This is a genomic window from Bacillus fungorum (assembly GCF_002746455.1).
Taxonomy (GTDB): Bacteria; Bacillota; Bacilli; order Bacillales; family Bacillaceae_G; genus Bacillus_A; species Bacillus_A fungorum.
The window spans coordinates 1-15,015 of record NZ_NWUW01000050.1 but is presented as its reverse complement, the minus strand read 5'-3'; the positions used below and the strand labels follow the sequence as shown (position 1 = coordinate 15,015).

Annotated in this window: 16 protein-coding genes, 1 tRNA gene, 2 rRNA genes, 1 other RNA gene and 1 other annotated feature; of the genes, 16 read left to right on the top strand and 4 right to left on the bottom strand. The window is 37.3% G+C overall.

Going from position 1 to position 15,015, the window contains the following annotated elements; translation table 11 throughout:
- Positions 1 to 9 precede the first annotated feature (9 nt).
- A 5S ribosomal RNA gene (gene rrf, locus CO726_RS29145) occupies positions 10 to 125 on the top strand.
- A 34-nt stretch (positions 126 to 159) separates the two neighbouring features.
- Here the strand turns inward: rrf and CO726_RS29140 are convergent.
- Positions 160 to 1,161 (bottom strand): YaaC family protein, encoded by a 1,002-nt coding sequence (locus CO726_RS29140; RefSeq protein WP_099686607.1) that lies wholly within the window; start codon positions 1,159 to 1,161, stop codon positions 160 to 162.
- 115 nt (positions 1,162 to 1,276) lie between these two features.
- Here CO726_RS29140 and guaB point away from each other — a divergent pair, with 115 nt between their 5' ends.
- The 7 genes from guaB to CO726_RS29105 all read left to right on the top strand — a co-directional run bounded on the left by guaB (position 1,277) and on the right by CO726_RS29105 (position 8,228).
- The gene (guaB, locus tag CO726_RS29135) at positions 1,277 to 2,740 is read left to right on the top strand and encodes an IMP dehydrogenase (protein ID WP_098761601.1); all 1,464 of its coding nucleotides are present in this window, start codon (positions 1,277 to 1,279) and stop codon (positions 2,738 to 2,740) included.
- Positions 2,741 to 2,853: 113 nt separating this feature from the next.
- Complete coding sequence (gene dacA, locus CO726_RS29130) at positions 2,854 to 4,161, top strand: D-alanyl-D-alanine carboxypeptidase DacA (RefSeq protein ID WP_136699903.1); 1,308 nt, start codon at positions 2,854 to 2,856, stop codon at positions 4,159 to 4,161.
- Positions 4,162 to 4,321: 160 nt separating this feature from the next.
- On the top strand, positions 4,322 to 5,209 hold the full coding sequence (gene pdxS / locus CO726_RS29125) for a pyridoxal 5'-phosphate synthase lyase subunit PdxS (protein WP_000186157.1): 888 nt from the start codon (positions 4,322 to 4,324) through the stop codon (positions 5,207 to 5,209).
- Between the two features lie 18 nt (positions 5,210 to 5,227).
- Positions 5,228 to 5,818, top strand: a complete 591-nt coding sequence (gene pdxT / locus CO726_RS29120) for a pyridoxal 5'-phosphate synthase glutaminase subunit PdxT (RefSeq protein ID WP_099686605.1) — start codon at positions 5,228 to 5,230, stop codon at positions 5,816 to 5,818.
- A 54-nt stretch (positions 5,819 to 5,872) separates the two neighbouring features.
- Positions 5,873 to 6,094 (top strand) — a binding site (T-box leader).
- Between the two features lie 51 nt (positions 6,095 to 6,145).
- On the top strand, positions 6,146 to 7,420 hold the full coding sequence (gene serS, locus CO726_RS29115) for a serine--tRNA ligase (RefSeq protein ID WP_099686604.1): 1,275 nt from the start codon (positions 6,146 to 6,148) through the stop codon (positions 7,418 to 7,420).
- 156 nt (positions 7,421 to 7,576) lie between these two features.
- Positions 7,577 to 7,669, top strand: a tRNA-Ser gene (locus CO726_RS29110).
- 166 nt (positions 7,670 to 7,835) lie between these two features.
- Positions 7,836 to 8,228: a sigma factor-like helix-turn-helix DNA-binding protein gene (locus CO726_RS29105; protein ID WP_136699902.1), complete on the top strand. Its 393-nt coding sequence runs from the start codon at positions 7,836 to 7,838 to the stop codon at positions 8,226 to 8,228.
- 35 nt (positions 8,229 to 8,263) lie between these two features.
- Here CO726_RS29105 and CO726_RS29100 read toward each other — a convergent pair whose 3' ends face one another.
- The 3 genes from CO726_RS29100 to CO726_RS29090 all read right to left on the bottom strand — a co-directional run bounded on the left by CO726_RS29100 (position 8,264) and on the right by CO726_RS29090 (position 10,235).
- Positions 8,264 to 8,932 carry a deoxynucleoside kinase gene (locus CO726_RS29100; RefSeq protein ID WP_098269786.1) on the bottom strand — a complete coding sequence of 223 codons (669 nt, stop codon included), beginning with the start codon at positions 8,930 to 8,932 and terminating at the stop codon, positions 8,264 to 8,266.
- 2 nt (positions 8,933 to 8,934) lie between these two features.
- Positions 8,935 to 9,570 carry a deoxynucleoside kinase gene (locus CO726_RS29095; protein ID WP_099686603.1) on the bottom strand — a complete coding sequence of 212 codons (636 nt, stop codon included), beginning with the start codon at positions 9,568 to 9,570 and terminating at the stop codon, positions 8,935 to 8,937.
- A 125-nt stretch (positions 9,571 to 9,695) separates the two neighbouring features.
- Positions 9,696 to 10,235, bottom strand: coding sequence for a cysteine hydrolase family protein (locus tag CO726_RS29090; protein ID WP_098761596.1), 540 nt, complete (start codon positions 10,233 to 10,235; stop codon positions 9,696 to 9,698).
- Between the two features lie 109 nt (positions 10,236 to 10,344).
- On the opposite strand from CO726_RS29090, the gene tadA reads away from it, so the two are divergent.
- From tadA to CO726_RS29045, 8 genes are all read left to right on the top strand, one after another.
- Positions 10,345 to 10,845 (top strand): tRNA adenosine(34) deaminase TadA, encoded by a 501-nt coding sequence (tadA, locus tag CO726_RS29080; protein WP_099686602.1) that lies wholly within the window; start codon positions 10,345 to 10,347, stop codon positions 10,843 to 10,845.
- Between the two features lie 79 nt (positions 10,846 to 10,924).
- Positions 10,925 to 11,189: signal recognition particle sRNA large type (ffs, locus tag CO726_RS29075), an RNA gene on the top strand.
- Between the two features lie 132 nt (positions 11,190 to 11,321).
- Positions 11,322 to 13,010, top strand: a complete 1,689-nt coding sequence (dnaX, locus tag CO726_RS29070; RefSeq protein ID WP_099686601.1) for a DNA polymerase III subunit gamma/tau — start codon at positions 11,322 to 11,324, stop codon at positions 13,008 to 13,010.
- Positions 13,011 to 13,035: 25 nt separating this feature from the next.
- Positions 13,036 to 13,362 (top strand): YbaB/EbfC family nucleoid-associated protein, encoded by a 327-nt coding sequence (locus CO726_RS29065; protein WP_001996460.1) that lies wholly within the window; start codon positions 13,036 to 13,038, stop codon positions 13,360 to 13,362.
- A 14-nt stretch (positions 13,363 to 13,376) separates the two neighbouring features.
- Positions 13,377 to 13,973: a recombination protein RecR gene (recR, locus tag CO726_RS29060; protein WP_000559169.1), complete on the top strand. Its 597-nt coding sequence runs from the start codon at positions 13,377 to 13,379 to the stop codon at positions 13,971 to 13,973.
- A gap of 14 nt (positions 13,974 to 13,987) precedes the next feature.
- Positions 13,988 to 14,209 carry a YaaL family protein gene (locus CO726_RS29055; protein WP_000466020.1) on the top strand — a complete coding sequence of 74 codons (222 nt, stop codon included), beginning with the start codon at positions 13,988 to 13,990 and terminating at the stop codon, positions 14,207 to 14,209.
- A gap of 214 nt (positions 14,210 to 14,423) precedes the next feature.
- Complete coding sequence (locus CO726_RS29050; RefSeq protein ID WP_098761593.1) at positions 14,424 to 14,693, top strand: pro-sigmaK processing inhibitor BofA family protein; 270 nt, start codon at positions 14,424 to 14,426, stop codon at positions 14,691 to 14,693.
- 219 nt (positions 14,694 to 14,912) lie between these two features.
- Positions 14,913 to 15,015: ribosomal RNA gene (locus CO726_RS29045) — 16S ribosomal RNA — on the top strand; the annotation flags it as partial.

Below are 15,015 nucleotides of genomic sequence, written 5' to 3'. Positions count from 1 at the left end.
CCTTCATAGTTTGGTGATGATGGCAGAGAGGTCACACCCGTTCCCATACCGAACACGGAAGTTAAGCTCTCTAGCGCCGATGGTAGTTGGGACCTTGTCCCTGTGAGAGTAGGACGTCGCCAAGCAAGCTAAAACACGAATCATTTGATTCGTGTTTTTTTATTTCCTATGAAATAGGCCCGGTTCTGCTAGTAAAAAAGCCGAAATGTAGTAAGGGATTTTTTGAGCAGAAATAGTAAGAAATTGATAAATAAATGGGTAATCTTCAGAGCCATAGCTTCCAAGTAAATCATACCACCAATCTGTTTCGTATCTAGAAATCATACTTAAATTATAGAGCAATAAATAATGAACAAGAAGTTCAGGTAATACAGGTTTAGGATTTCTAGGGTCAGTTGTAAGTGGTAAGTAATAAGTATCAGCAAGATATTCGTAGTATAAGGGCGTACTATATATAGGATTCCACGATTGGATAGGAGCTGTAAAAAGCAAATTGGATTCGCTCGTTTTCTCAGGAACATGTTGCATAGATAAATGCTTACAAGTTGATTCAATGTAACGTGAAAATCTTTCTGTAGTCATATGGAGTCGATCTAGTATGTTGACCGAAAAAGAAAGCTCATTTGTATTTGTTGAATCAATTTTATATAAAGTGGCACCTCGTTGACTATAGCGAAATAAGTTTTGTAATTCGGGAATATTCCCCATTAAATCCAACATGTTAAACTTCTCTGATTCTAGGTGTTTCATGTGAAACAGCTGTTCTGCAACATGAGTAAATAGCCCATTCTTTTGTACCTTCACCTCATCTTCTAAAAATTGATACCCCTGTTTTTTCCGCTTACGGGTCGTAACACCATGAGCTAAAACAGTAGTGGATTCTGGATAGTTAGGATCAATAGTTAGTAAGCAGGCTTTAAAAAGTTGGCTCATTCCATAAAACAATAACATTGGCTGAATCGAAAAGGGGGCTACCTTATATAATTCATAATAGCTTTTCCCGTGTTCTAAGTAATAAATAAAGGGATAACAATTTTCGAAACTTTTTTTTTCAGCATCTTGTATGGAGGATTTTTCATAACAACGGGCAAGATAACGTTGTACATTTTGAGATGAAAAGAAGAAACTTAATTGCTGCCAAGTGCCATGTGTTTGATGCATATATTACGCTCCTTTTATTGTCTAAAAATTCTAACATATATATACGTCCTTGACAGTATTTTAACCAATTGATAAGCTACTAATAATAATTTCTGGTATCATGGGGGGAACAATTATGTGGGAATCTAAATTTGTTAAAGAAGGTTTGACTTTTGATGACGTATTACTTGTACCAGCAAAGTCAGATGTATTACCAAGAGAAGTAAGTGTTAAAACAGTTTTATCTGAAAGCTTACAGTTAAACATCCCGTTAATTAGTGCAGGAATGGATACAGTAACAGAAGCTGATATGGCTATTGCAATGGCTCGTCAAGGCGGTTTAGGAATTATTCATAAAAACATGTCTATTGAACAACAAGCTGAGCAAGTTGATAAAGTAAAACGTTCTGAAAGTGGTGTTATTTCAGATCCTTTCTTTTTAACTCCAGAACATCAAGTGTATGATGCAGAGCATCTTATGGGAAAATACCGTATCTCAGGTGTACCGGTTGTAAATAATTTAGACGAGCGAAAGTTAGTTGGTATTATTACAAACCGTGATATGCGTTTTATCCAAGACTACTCAATCAAAATTTCCGACGTAATGACAAAAGAACAGCTAATTACAGCTCCAGTTGGTACAACGCTAGAAGAAGCTGAAAAGATTCTACAAAAGTATAAAATTGAAAAACTCCCTCTTGTTGATAACAACGGTGTATTACAAGGGCTTATTACAATAAAAGATATTGAAAAAGTAATTGAATTCCCAAATTCTGCGAAGGATAAGCAAGGACGCTTATTAGTTGGAGCAGCGGTTGGTGTAACGGCTGATGCTATGACTCGTATCGACGCATTAGTAAAAGCTAGCGTAGATGCAATCGTACTTGATACAGCTCATGGACATTCTCAAGGTGTTATTGATAAAGTAAAAGAAGTTCGTGCAAAATATCCTTCACTAAATATTATCGCTGGAAATGTTGCTACTGCTGAAGCAACAAAAGCATTAATTGAAGCAGGTGCAAACGTAGTTAAAGTTGGTATTGGACCAGGCTCTATTTGTACAACACGTGTTGTAGCTGGCGTTGGTGTACCACAATTAACAGCGGTTTATGATTGCGCAACAGAAGCTCGTAAACACGGTATCCCAGTTATTGCCGATGGTGGTATTAAGTACTCTGGTGATATGGTTAAAGCTTTAGCAGCAGGAGCACATGTTGTTATGCTAGGTAGTATGTTTGCTGGTGTTGCTGAAAGCCCTGGTGAAACTGAAATTTACCAAGGTCGTCAATTTAAAGTATATCGTGGCATGGGTTCTGTTGGAGCGATGGAAAAAGGAAGTAAAGATCGTTACTTCCAAGAAGGAAATAAAAAACTTGTCCCAGAAGGTATTGAAGGACGAGTGCCATATAAAGGACCTTTAGCAGATACAGTTCACCAATTAGTTGGTGGTTTACGTGCAGGTATGGGATATTGCGGAGCACAGGATTTAGAATTCTTACGCGAGAATGCACAATTCATTCGCATGTCAGGTGCTGGCTTACGTGAAAGCCATCCTCATCACGTACAAATTACAAAAGAGGCTCCAAACTACTCATTATAATGTCTTATATACAAATAGACAGAGATTTGATATCTCTGTCTATTTTTTTTTGATTATGTTAGAATAACGGTTATGTGAGTACATAGATATTGGGGGTAGCAAAAGTGAAAGGTATGTTTTGCAAAAGATTCATTGCTTTGGTAACGATGCTTACACTAGCTTGTAGCATTTTTATGCCATATAGTAATGCATCAGCTGAAACAGGAGCCGCTTTAAACATTGAAGCAGGTGCGGCAATTTTAGTAGAAGCGAATTCTGGAAAAATCTTATATCAAAAGAATGCAGATGAATTATTATCCATTGCTAGTATGACAAAGATGATGAGTGAATATTTAGTTCACGAAGCAGTGGATAAAGGAAAACTTAAGTGGGACCAGAAAATTAAGGTTTCTGAATATGCATATAAGGTTTCACAAGATGCTTCATTATCAAATGTTGCATTAGAAAATGGTGGCTCTTATACAGTAAAAGAGTTATACGAGGCAATGGCAATCTTTTCTGCAAATGGTGCAACAATTGCATTAGCAGAAGCAATTGCAGGTAAAGAAGTAGACTTCGTAAAAATGATGAATGATAAATCGAAAGAACTAGGGTTGAAAAATTATAAATTTGTCAATTCTACAGGTTTAACGAATAAAGATTTAAAGGGAATGCATCCTGAAGGAACAACAGCGGATGAAGAAAATAAAATGTCTGCAAAGGATGTTGCAACTTTAGCACAACATTTAATTAAAGATTATCCAAAAGTGTTAGACACAGCAAAAATTCCTAAAAAAGAATTCCGTCCAGAAAAAGAGAAGTTTGCAATGTCGAACTGGAACTGGATGTTAAAGGGCTTAGTTAAAGAATATGATGGCGTAGATGGCCTAAAAACAGGCTCAACTCCAGAAGCAGGAGATTGCTTCACTGGTACGGTTGAGAGAAACGGTATGCGTTTTATTTCTGTAGTTATTAAAACAAGTTCTCATACAGCACGTTTTGATGAAACAAAGAAGCTATATGAATATGGATTTGCTAACTTTGAAGTGAAACAAATGTATAAAAAAGGTTCTTCAGTAAAAGGACAAGAAACAGTACGAGTAGAAAATGCGAAAGATAAAGATGTAGCAGTTCAAACGAAACAAGCTATTTCACTTCCAGTGCCAAAAGGAAGTAAAGATGTTTATAAAACAGAATTAAAAGAATCAAGTAAGGGACAAGAAGCACCTATTAAAAAGGGAGCTGTGCTTGGTCAAATGGTAATTACGCCAAAAGATACAAACGACCCTGGATTTTTAACTGGTAAGTCGTTGCAAGTGGATCTTGTAACAACATCTGAAGTAGAAGAAGCAAACTGGTTTACGCGTGCTATGCGCGGAATTGGTTCATTCTTTAGTGGTATGTGGAATAGTGCTGTTGATACAGTAAAAGGTTGGTTTTAAAAGCTCCTCATGGTAGGGGCTTTTTTTTATTCCTATTTTTCATACCGACTTTATGAAAAAGTAGTAGACAAGCATCTGATAGTTAGTGGTAGAATGTAAGAGTATTCTTAATTTTCGCCTTTAACGGGGGAAAGCAATTCACCTAGGGGGGTTTTTGTACATGACAAATGTAACAGGGACAGAACGTGTAAAACGTGGAATGGCAGAAATGCAAAAAGGCGGCGTTATTATGGACGTAATTAACGCTGAACAAGCAAAAATTGCAGAAGAGGCAGGCGCAGTTGCCGTTATGGCATTAGAGCGTGTACCAGCGGATATTCGTGCAGCAGGTGGCGTTTCTCGTATGGCAGACCCAACAATCGTTGAAGAAGTTATGGGTGCGGTGTCAATTCCGGTTATGGCAAAATGCCGTATCGGTCACCTTGTAGAAGCACGTGTATTAGAATCATTAGGGGTGGACTATATCGATGAGAGTGAAGTACTAACTCCTGCCGATGAAGTATACCATTTAAATAAACGTGATTACACAGTTCCATTTGTATGTGGTTGCCGTGATATCGGAGAAGCTGCACGTCGTATTGCAGAAGGTGCATCTATGCTTCGTACAAAAGGTGAACCAGGAACAGGAAACATTGTAGAGGCAGTGCGTCATATGCGTCAAGTCAATGCAGAAATCCGTCAAGTTGCAAGTCTACGTGAAGATGAGTTAATGACATATGCAAAAAATACTGGTGCTCCTTATGAAGTGTTACTTGAAATTAAACGCCTTGGTCGCTTGCCAGTTGTAAACTTTGCAGCAGGTGGTGTAGCAACACCTGCAGATGCAGCGTTAATGATGCAACTTGGTGCGGATGGTGTATTTGTTGGATCTGGTATCTTCAAATCAGAGAATCCAGAGAAATTTGCACGTGCAATCGTTGAAGCGACAACTCATTATGAGGATTACGAACTAATTGCAAGCCTTTCTAAAGGATTAGGTAATGCGATGAAAGGTATCGAAATTTCAACGTTATTACCAGAACAACGCATGCAAGAGCGTGGATGGTAATTGAAGGAGAACTTTAAAATGGTGAAAATCGGTGTACTAGGTCTTCAAGGTGCAGTTCGTGAGCATGTAAAATCAGTTGAAGCAAGTGGTGCAGAAGCTGTTGTTGTAAAGCGTATAGAGCAACTTGAAGAGATTGATGGTCTTATTTTACCAGGCGGTGAAAGTACAACAATGCGCCGTCTTATTGATAAGTATGCTTTCATGGAACCACTTCGTACATTCGCGAAGTCTGGTAAACCAATGTTTGGTACATGTGCAGGAATGATTCTTCTTGCAAAAACACTTATTGGTTATGAAGAAGCGCATATTGGTGCTATGGATATTACAGTTGAGCGCAATGCGTTCGGACGTCAAAAAGATAGCTTCGAAGCTGCACTTTCTATTAAAGGTGTGGGAGAGGATTTTGTTGGCGTATTTATTCGTGCTCCGTATGTTGTAGATGTGGCTGATAATGTTGAAGTACTTTCTACGCATGGTGACCGAATGGTAGCGGTAAAACAAAATCAGTTTTTAGCTGCTTCATTCCATCCGGAATTAACGGATGATCATCGTGTAACAGCATACTTTGTAGAAATGGTAAAAGAAGCGAAAATGAAAAAAGTTGTATAAGTAACTTGCAACTTGTATAAGATTATAGTAAATTGATGGTAACAATTTTATAAAATAAGCGTGTTGATAGGAAATAGTAACAAATGTCGTTTCTTATAGAGAGTCGATGGTTGGTGGAAATCGATAGAAACAGTTTGTGAATCCATCCTGGAATGGAATGTGGAATATCTTTATGATTAGTAAACATTCCCGGTGAAGAGCCGTTATTTCTACTTGAGAGGAAGGCAGTAATGCTTTCAACTAGGGTGGCAACGCGGGTTAACTCCCGTCCCTGTATATAGGGACGGGAGTTTTTTGTGTTTTATAAAATAAAAGGAGGAGTATATAATGCTTGATATTAAATTTTTACGTACAAATTTTGAAGAAGTAAAAGCAAAGTTACAGCATAGAGGCGAAGATTTAACTGATTTTGGTCGCTTTGAAGAGCTGGATACGAGAAGAAGAGAACTACTTGTTCAAACAGAGGAACTAAAAAGTAAACGTAACGAGGTATCTCAACAAATCTCTGTATTGAAACGCGAAAAGAAAGATGCAGAAGCTCTAATTCTAGAAATGCGTGAAGTTGGAGAAAAAGTAAAAGATCTTGATAATGAACTTCGTATAGTTGAAGAAGATTTAGAAAGATTAATGTTATCTATTCCAAATATTCCTCATGAATCTGCTCCAGTTGGTGAAACAGAGGATGATAATGTAGTAGCACGTACTTGGGGAGAAGTGAAAGAATTTGCCTTTGAACCAAAACCACATTGGGATCTTGCAACAGATTTAGGAATTCTAGATTTTGAACGTGCTGGGAAAGTAACAGGAAGCCGCTTCGTATTCTATAAAGGTGCTGGTGCAAGATTAGAGCGTGCTTTAATTAGCTTTATGCTTGATCTTCATACTGATGAGCATGGATACGAAGAAGTATTACCTCCGTATATGGTAAACCGTGCAAGTATGACAGGAACAGGACAACTTCCGAAGTTTGAAGAAGATGCATTCCGTATTGAAAGTGAAGATTACTTCTTAATTCCAACAGCTGAAGTACCTGTAACGAATATGCACCGTGATGAAATCTTAAATAAAGAGCAATTGCCTATAAGATATGCTGCATTTAGCTCTTGTTTCCGTTCTGAAGCAGGTTCAGCTGGCCGTGATACACGTGGCTTAATTCGTCAGCATCAGTTCAATAAAGTAGAGCTTGTAAAGTTCGTAAAACCAGAAGATTCTTATGAAGAGTTAGAAAAACTAACAAATGATGCAGAACGCGTGTTACAATTATTAGAGTTGCCATATCGCGTTATGAGCATGTGTACAGGTGATTTAGGATTTACAGCAGCGAAGAAATACGATATCGAAGTATGGATTCCAAGCTATGGCACATATCGTGAAATTTCTTCTTGTAGTAATTTTGAGGCTTTCCAAGCGAGACGTGCAAATATCCGTTTCCGTCGTGAGCCAAACGGAAAACCAGAACATGTTCATACATTAAATGGATCTGGTCTTGCAATTGGACGTACGGTGGCAGCTATTTTAGAGAACTACCAACAAGAAGATGGTACAATTATAATTCCAGAAGTTCTTCGCCCTTATATGGGAGGAAAAACAGTTATTAAGTAAATTTATAAACATTCATCGGTATGAGTGATTGGTAATTATGAGCGTTGTCAGTACTATAATGTAGGAGGGGGAAAGTAAAATTTTCCTTTCCTCATATTTTATTTTAGTAGGGTTGACTAACTGTTTTTCTTTTGATATTATATTTGATGTCAATATGGAGGTATACCCAAGTCTGGCTGAAGGGATCGGTCTTGAAAACCGACAGGCGGCGAGAGTCGCGCGGGGGTTCGAATCCCTCTACCTCCTCCAGATATAATTGACAACAGCGCATATAAGTGGAGATTGGAGAACTCGTTACCAACACGTAACGAGTTTTTATTTTAAAACCAATCATAAAGTATGGTGTAAGGAAATTTTGTCCTTATTACACACTCATATTCCGATGATTATCTTCATAGATATGAAAGGAGTCAACATGGATCTTATTATACAAACGTTTCCTTTAGATGGAAAAACTTTATATTATGTACAATGTCCTGTCTGTAAGAACAATAGAATTTTAAACAGTGGTGCAAACGTATCACGCATTATTAGCGACGATACATTCCGTAAACTTTGTGGTTGTACTTGTGATGTAAAACAAACTGCGACAAAAGTAGAGGCGCCAAAACAAGTTAAAAAAGCAGCTGTAAAGAAAGAAGCAGCTCCAAAACGTACAGGTAAAGTATTAACAGCAGTGATTAACGGGAAAGAAATGACTGTTAAAGAGATTGCTGAGACATACGATATTAGTACAAGTACTGTTCGTCAGCGTATTAACGCTGGAAAACCTGAGAGTGAAATTATTGCTCCAACAAAGAAGAAGTAATTTAATAGAAAAACCCGTGCGTATGCACGGGTTTTTTATTTTACAAGTTTACGTGATTGTTTTAAAAAATGGCCAATTTTTTTAATAATTGGTTCAATGGAATCGCCATCTTTTAAAATATCGTATTCATTAATGTTTAATCGTAAAACAGGGCATGAATTAAAGTTATTAATCCAGTTTTCGTAACGCCCATGCATCTCTTTCCAATACTCAATTGGTGTTTGCTGTTCCATCGGGCGCCCGCGTTCTTGGATACGATCAACAATATCATCGAACGAACCTTCTAAGTAAATTAATAAATCTGGATGAGGGAAATAAGGAGTCATGACCATAGCGTCAAATAAACCTTTGTATGTTTCATAATCAGTTTCCGTCATTGTACCTTTTTCATGATGCATTTTTGCAAAAATTCCAGTATCTTCATAAATAGATCGATCTTGAACAAAACCGCCACCGTATTCAAAGATTCTTTTTTGTTCTTTAAATCGTTCTGCTAAAAAGTACACTTGCAAGTGGAAGCTCCAGCGCGTGAAATCAGCATAGAACTTGTCCAAATACGGGTTAGAATCTACCTTCTCAAATGATGTGCGATAGCCTAAAGCGTTAGCTAGTGCAGTTGTCATAGTTGATTTGCCGACACCTACTGTTCCAGCAATAGTGATTACTGCGTCATTGGGTATATCATATTTTTGCCTTAAATTCATTATTATTTCGACTCCTTTAAGAGAGTATTTTGAAGGGCAGATAAGATGACATTTAAATCATCAGGATTTTTTATAAAATCCATATCGTCTCCGTTAAATTTCAATACCGGGATATCTGGATGGTCCTTTTTAAAAGCCTCCATTGCTGTTTCATAATCTTTTGTGAGCTGTAGTAAGTAATTTGGATCCATATTTTTTTCGAATTCTCTTCCGCGCATTGCAATTCGTGTTTGTAAAGTTTCTAGGCTAGCTGTTAAATAAACGATAACATTTGGTACAGGCATATCTTGTGTAAGGATACGATAGATTTGCATGTACTTGTCATATTGAGAATCTTTTAATGTACGGGATGCGAAAATTACATTTTTAAATATATGATAATCCGCTACTACTGGCTTCTTTTGATTCAAATACTTTATGTTAATATCTTCTAATTGTTTGTATCTATTACAAAGAAAGAACATCTCTGTTTGAAAACTCCATTCGTCGATGTCTTCATAGAATTTTCCTAAAAAAGGGTTTTCATCAACAATCTCTTTTAGTAAGTGGAGTTGCATGTGAGCTGAAATTGCCTTCGCAAGTGAGGTTTTTCCAACACCAATTGGTCCTTCAACCGTGATAAATGGTACTCCGGTCACGCTGTTTCCTCCTTTCAATCAGTGATTTACCGTGACTACTAAAAACACAAAACAGAATTATTGTAGCACAAGAGGGAGGCAAGCGGGTTAATTTGATATAAAAAGTTAGAAAATAGATATATGTATTAATGAAATTTTATTTGAGACGACGGTACTATATTTGCTTTTAATGTGGCTTCCATTATTTTTAAAGCATGCAGGTTATCCTGATCATGATTGGAGGCAATACAGTCCTGTGGTACATACAATGTATAATTTCTCATATGAGCATCGTTAGCTGTAAAGAGGATACATATATTTCCGGCGACTCCTGTTAATATTAGATTTTCTATTTTTAAATAGCCTAATAAAGAATTTAAAGGTGTTTCATAAAAAGCAGAGTAATGTGGTTTAATAAAAATGTAATCATCAGAATTCGGAGCGATCTTATGAATGATATTTTCACTATACTCATTTGTACAATGAGTAATCAATTGGTTAATATCAGATCTCCAAAGTTGATAATGGTCATTAATATAAATTATGGGATAGCCAAAGGATTTCATTGTTTTCTTTAATTGTAAAATAGGATTGGTTATAATTTCGCATTTTTGGGCTAGGATGGGCCCGTGTGAAAATTGAAAATCATTAATCATATCGATAATGAGTAAGGCAGTATTCTTCATATGTAATCCCCTCTCTTTTTTTTCTTAGGGTGGATTGAATTTGTAAAAGTTATCCCGTGTGTAGTAAATGGAAATAAGTGTACTTTATTTGTAATGAAAGGACTATGTTATGGAACGCGATCAAGATATTTATTTTATGCAGTTAGCAATAGAAGAGGCTAAAAAAGCAGAGGTAATACAAGAAGTACCGATTGGTGCAGTTATAGTATTAAATGGTGAAGTAATTAGTGTTGCTCATAATTTAAGGGAGACTGAGCAAAGATCAATAGCTCACGCTGAGTTGTTAGCTATTGATGAGGCGTGTAAAAAATTAGGGACATGGCGTTTAGAAGATGCGACGTTATATGTAACATTAGAGCCTTGTCCGATGTGTGCGGGTGGAATTGTTTTATCAAGAGTGAAGCGAGTTGTATACGGTGCAAGCGATCCGAAAGGTGGATGTGCAGGGACATTGATGAATCTGTTAACGGATGAACGCTTTAATCATCAATGTGAAGTAGTAGCTGGTGTATTAGAAGAAGAGTGCGGTACGCTGTTAACAAATTTTTTTAGAGAGCTTCGTAAAAAAAGAAAAGCGATTAAGAAATTAGAGAAAAGCAAAGAGAATTAACGTATTTGCATTTTATAAAAAAACAAGTTATACTGATAGTGCCTTTAATGAAGGCAACCGAATATTGGTTTTAACTTTGCCGTGCTAAGCGGGGAGGTAGCGGTGCCCTATACTCGCAATCCGCTCTAGCGAGGCCGAATCCCTTCTCGAGGTTATGTTGCTGTAAGGCCTGCCTTAAGTAAGTGGTGTTGACGTTTGGGTCCTGCGCAACGGGACCCCGTGAACCTTGTCAGGTCCGGAAGGAAGCAGCAATAAGCGGGTCTTCTCGTGTGCCGCAGGAGTGCCTGAACCGAGCTAACTGCTTAAGTAACGCTTATGGTACGTAATCGACAGAAGGTGCACGGCAGTTATATATGTATACAAAACTCACCTTAATACTAAGGTGGGTTTTTTGTATAGAAAATAACTTTTGGAATCTATAAACAGAATGGGTTATAATAAATGAGATAATAACCTTTGAGGGAGGCCGTATTTTCGTGTCATACCAAGCGTTATACCGAACATGGAGACCGCAAAAATTTGAAGATGTAGTCGGTCAAAAGCACGTGACAAAAACGTTGCAAAATGCCCTTCTTCAAGAGAAAGTTTCACATGCGTATTTATTTTCTGGTCCAAGGGGAACAGGAAAAACGACAATTGCAAAAGTATTTGCAAAGGCAATCAACTGTGAACATGCTCCGGTAGCTGAACCTTGTAATGAATGTCCCTCTTGTTTGGGGATTACGCAAGGATCTATTTCAGATGTATTAGAAATTGATGCGGCTTCAAATAACGGTGTAGATGAAATTCGAGATATTAGAGATAAAGTAAAATATGCTCCAAGTGCTGTAGAATATAAAGTATACATTATTGATGAAGTTCACATGCTTTCTATGGGTGCCTTCAATGCGCTTTTAAAAACGTTAGAAGAGCCGCCGGGACATGTCATCTTTATTTTGGCGACAACAGAACCGCATAAGATACCGCCTACAATCATTTCGCGTTGTCAGCGTTTCGAATTTCGAAAGATATCAGTAAATGATATTGTTGAGAGATTATCGACGGTTGTGACCAATGAAGGTACGCAAGTAGAAGATGAGGCGTTACAAATTGTTGCGCGTGCCGCTGAAGGTGGTATGCGTGATGCGCTTAGCCTTATTGATCAGGCAATATCTTATAGTGATGAGACAGTTACGACAGAAGATGTATTAGCTGTAACAGGTTCTGTTTCTCAGCAATACTTAGGCAACTTAGTAGAATGTATACGTGAAAATGATGTATCAAGAGCGTTACGTATCATAGATGAGATGATGGGTAAAGGGAAAGATCCAGTTCGCTTCATGGAGGATTTCATTTACTATTATCGTGATATGCTTTTATATCAAACTTCACCACAACTGGAACATATGTTGGAACGAGTAATGGTAGATGAGCAATTCCGTATGTTAAGTGAAGAAATGCAGCCGGAAGTAATCTATGAAATCATTCATACTCTTAGTAAGGGACAACAGGAAATGAAGTGGACAAATCATCCGCGAATTTTCTTAGAAGTTGTTATGGTGCAACTGTGTCAACAGTTTATGATGCAAGCAAACGGTGCAGATCGTTTACAAGCAATTATGAACAGGATGCAGCAATTGGAGAAAGAGTTAGAACAAGTCAAAAAGAATGGTGTGCCGGCTGGTGTGCAGCAGGAAGTCAGAGAGACGCGGGCAGCACCAAAGCCAGTGCGGACAGGGAGTATGAAGATTCCTGTCGGACGCGTAAATGAAGTGTTAAAGCAAGCAAAGCGTCAAGATTTAGAACAATTAAAAGCTGTGTGGGGTGAGTTGCTAGGAAGACTCAAATCATACAACAAAGTAGCATTTGCTGTTTTATTAGAAAATAGTGAACCAGTAGCAGCTTCGGATGATACTTACGTGTTAGCATTCCAATATGAGATTCACTGTAAAATGGCGAGCGAAAATCGAGAAGCTATGGATACAGTAGAACAAGCTTTATTTGAATTGCTAAGTAAAAGATTAAATATGATTGCCATTCCGAAAAGTGAATGGGGTAAAATCCGTGAAGATTTTTTACAGCGTGAAGGCGGAAACTCTGAAGAAAGCCCAGAGAAAAAAGAAGACCCTCTTATAGAAGAGGCGGTAAAATTAGTAGGACAAGAACTTATTGAAATAAAAGAGTAATAATAATTAGGAGGAATTAATTATGATGCGTGGCGGAATGGGAAATATGAATAACATGATGAAACAAATGCAAAAGATGCAAAAGGAAATGGCGAAAGCACAAGAAGAACTTGGCGAAAAAACAGTTGAAGGTACAGCTGGTGGCGGTATGATCACAGTTATTGCAAATGGTCATAAGCAAATCCTTGAAGTGAAAGTGAAAGAAGAAGTTGTAGATCCAGAAGATATCGAAATGTTACAAGACTTAGTGTTAGCTGCAACGAACGATGCGCTTAAAAAAGCTGATGAACTTTCAAATTCTACAATGGGTAAATTTACAAAAGGCTTAAACTTACCAGGTGGAATGTTCTAGGAGGATATTGATATATGCATTATCCAGAACCAATATCAAAACTAATTGATAGTTTTATGAAATTGCCAGGAATCGGACCGAAAACAGCGGTTCGATTGGCGTTTTTCGTATTAGATATGAAAGAAGACGATGTGTTAGGTTTTGCAAAAGCACTTGTAAATGCGAAGCGAGACTTAGCATATTGTTCTGTATGTGGGCATATTACTGACCGTGATCCTTGTTATATTTGTAACGATTCACATCGAGATCAATCGGTTGTTTGTGTCGTGCAAGAACCGAAAGATGTAATCGCAATGGAAAAAATGAAAGAGTATCAAGGTGTATATCATGTGTTACGCGGTGCTATTTCTCCAATGGAGGGAATTGGACCGGAAGACATTAATATCCCGCAACTTTTAAAGCGACTGCACGATGAAACGGTACAAGAAGTAATATTAGCAACAAACCCTAATATTGAAGGGGAAGCTACAGCGATGTATATATCCCGCCTCTTAAAGCCGACAGGTATTAAAGTAACTCGTATTGCACATGGTCTGCCAGTTGGTGGAGATTTAGAATATGCAGATGAAGTAACACTGTCGAAAGCGTTAGAAGGTCGTAGAGAAGTATAAGAGGAGAAACAAAAATGTTCTTTCAAAAAAAGGGTAAATTGCGTAAAGAGTATGATGATAAGTTAATTGTACTATTAGAAAAGGTGAAGAATGAATGGTTACGTCAGAAGAGAATGGTTGAACAAAGTGTTGAACCATCTCAAGATGTACTTTGTTCTTTGAAAATAGCTGAGGCGAAATATTTCTTCTTGTTAAAAGAAGCAAAACGTCGCCCTGTAAAGATGGAACAATGGTAAAAGGTTCTGCTGAAAAAGCAGAACCTTTTATTTTATTCGTTAAATACTTAGCGCTTACTTTGTGTGGAAAGAATTATTAATATTTTTTATGAAGAGACCTTTGTCAAGTGAAGGATAATAAGATGAAACAACTGGAGTTGTATGATAAATGTTCTTTTTTATCGTCTTGTCCCATACAAATAAATGTGTATAGGTCATTCATAAGGAGGAAAAAATGAATTCTACAATTATTATTGTCGGTATTCTTGCTCTAGTTTTTATTTTTCTTGTTTTTGGTGTTTCTTCTAAGCCATTACGTTTTATAGGAAAAGCACTCTTTCACGTTACTTTGGGAATAGCATTACTCTTTATCGTAAATGTAGTAGGAACATATTTTGATTTTCATATCCCAATTAACTTGGGGACAGCTGCGATAACAAGCTTATTAGGTCTACCTGGTGTTGCTGCATTAGTAGTTATTAAGCTTTATATCATGCCAAGATAAAATTATTTTGGCATTTTTTTAAAAAGTGTTGACTAATAAATGATTAATATGATAAATTAATAAGCGTCGTCAGGAACGAAAGAAAAAAGTTGTTGACAGATTTAACGAAAAATGTTAAATTGTAAAAGTCGCTGAAACGCGATGTTGAACTTTGAAAACTAAACGAAACAAACAACGTGAAACGTCAATTTTTATTTTTAGATGCTAGACAAACTAACTTTATTGGAGAGTTTGATCCTGGCTCAGGATGAACGCTGGCGGCGTGCCTAATACATGCAAGTCGAGCGAATGGATTAAGAGCTTGCTCTTATGAAGTTAGCGG

Excerpts from the sequence above, each read along its gene's own strand:
- CO726_RS29140 (WP_099686607.1), bottom strand. The coding sequence starts at position 1,161 with ATGCATCAAACACATGGCACTTGGCAGCAATTAAGTTTCTTCTTTTCA.
- guaB (WP_098761601.1), top strand. The coding sequence starts at position 1,277 with ATGTGGGAATCTAAATTTGTTAAAGAAGGTTTGACTTTTGATGACGTA.
- dacA (WP_136699903.1), top strand. The coding sequence starts at position 2,854 with ATGTTTTGCAAAAGATTCATTGCTTTGGTAACGATGCTTACACTAGCT.
- pdxS (WP_000186157.1), top strand. The coding sequence starts at position 4,322 with ATGACAAATGTAACAGGGACAGAACGTGTAAAACGTGGAATGGCAGAA.
- pdxT (WP_099686605.1), top strand. The coding sequence starts at position 5,228 with ATGGTGAAAATCGGTGTACTAGGTCTTCAAGGTGCAGTTCGTGAGCAT.
- serS (WP_099686604.1), top strand. The coding sequence starts at position 6,146 with ATGCTTGATATTAAATTTTTACGTACAAATTTTGAAGAAGTAAAAGCA.
- CO726_RS29105 (WP_136699902.1), top strand. The coding sequence starts at position 7,836 with ATGGATCTTATTATACAAACGTTTCCTTTAGATGGAAAAACTTTATAT.
- CO726_RS29100 (WP_098269786.1), bottom strand. The coding sequence starts at position 8,932 with ATGAATTTAAGGCAAAAATATGATATACCCAATGACGCAGTAATCACT.
- CO726_RS29090 (WP_098761596.1), bottom strand. The coding sequence starts at position 10,235 with ATGAAGAATACTGCCTTACTCATTATCGATATGATTAATGATTTTCAA.
- tadA (WP_099686602.1), top strand. The coding sequence starts at position 10,345 with ATGGAACGCGATCAAGATATTTATTTTATGCAGTTAGCAATAGAAGAG.
- CO726_RS29065 (WP_001996460.1), top strand. The coding sequence starts at position 13,036 with ATGCGTGGCGGAATGGGAAATATGAATAACATGATGAAACAAATGCAA.
- recR (WP_000559169.1), top strand. The coding sequence starts at position 13,377 with ATGCATTATCCAGAACCAATATCAAAACTAATTGATAGTTTTATGAAA.
- CO726_RS29055 (WP_000466020.1), top strand. The coding sequence starts at position 13,988 with ATGTTCTTTCAAAAAAAGGGTAAATTGCGTAAAGAGTATGATGATAAG.
- CO726_RS29050 (WP_098761593.1), top strand. The coding sequence starts at position 14,424 with ATGAATTCTACAATTATTATTGTCGGTATTCTTGCTCTAGTTTTTATT.